1 protein-coding gene is annotated in these 1,305 nt (G+C 48.5%); it reads right to left on the bottom strand.

The window, feature by feature from the left end; translation table 11 throughout:
• Positions 1–62 precede the first annotated feature (62 nt).
• Positions 63–1,305: methyl-accepting chemotaxis protein (locus R7040_RS24480; protein WP_318097271.1), on the bottom strand; the 1,243-nt coding region annotated here is incomplete at its 5' end.

Raw genomic sequence — 1,305 nt, 5'->3', positions numbered from 1 at the left:
AGTCGAGGGGGGCTTTCGCTTTCTGCGTTCCACACTGATTTTATGTGCAATTTAATGGTTCATCAGAGTGTAAAGTTGCCAACCAGATCGGGAGTTTCCGTGCCGGATTGTGACAACTGAGTGCTGATCGTTTCTGCGTGTTGCAAGGTATCATTGATGTTGTTGACGATCTGTTGAATCGCCACCAAGTTCTGGTTGATGTCTTCCGCCACCGCACTTTGTTCTTCTGCCGCTGATGCGGTTTGAATTCCCATATCTCGAATTGTACCAATAGAATGGTGGACACCAGACAAAGACTGTTGAATCAGTGCCGACTCTTCAGCCGTTTTCACGCCGCGTTCTTGACTGGCGGACATGGTCGTGACGGCTCGAGATACCCCACTTTGTAGCTGTTTAAGCATATCGCCAATTTCATGAGTGCTATTTTGCGTACGGCTCGCTAGTGAACGCACTTCATCGGCCACCACTGCAAATCCACGCCCTTGCTCGCCCGCTCGCGCGGCTTCAATTGCCGCATTGAGCGCCAATAAGTTGGTCTGCTCAGCAATCTCGCCAATCACATCCAATACTTTGGTAATCTGCTCCGTTTGCTGACTCAACTCAGAGATAGCATCCGATGTGCTGTTGATCTCTGTAACCAACTCAGTAATGCCTTGAATCGCTTGTTCAACCTCTCGCTGGGCTTCGGTGACCTGATCGTTCGCATCGTCAATGGCCTGCGCAGTGGCATTTGTATTGCTCGCGACTTCTTTTGCCGTCATGCTCATCTCTGTTACGGCTGTCACCACTTTATCCGTTTCCAAACAGTGACTCTGCATTTGACCGCTCGCTGTGCGCGTTTGATCATTCAGTTCTTCAGAAACTGTTTGAACGGCAGAAGCAGATCGATGAATGTCCTGCATCAGTGGGTGAAGTTTATCCATAAATTCATTAAAGGCAGCCGCGACTTCGCCAACTTCGTCTTTACTTTCCACTTTTAGACGCGCAGTTAAGTCACCGCCACCCGCAGCAACATCTTTGAGAGAATCGGCGACGTGCTGAAGTGGTTTAATGCCTTTCGAAACAGCAATGCTGGTTAAGATGCTGGTAATAATCAGGCCAATCACCGAGATTGTAACCGCAGATAAAGTGTGTTGATTTAACTCTTGCTTGCGCAATTCACGCTGCATGGCAACTTGTTGGTCGATGTCATCAATGTAGATCCCAGTACCAAGCACCCAGTCCCATTTTTGTAGATACTCGGCGTAACCCAATTTCGGTGCCTGAGCGTTGATGGTTGGTTTGTGCCAAGAGAAATACAAAAAG

Source organism: Vibrio sp. 1069 (assembly GCF_033340555.1).
The sequence above is the reverse complement of the archived record's forward strand: the minus strand, read 5'-3'. Positions and strand labels throughout refer to the sequence as shown.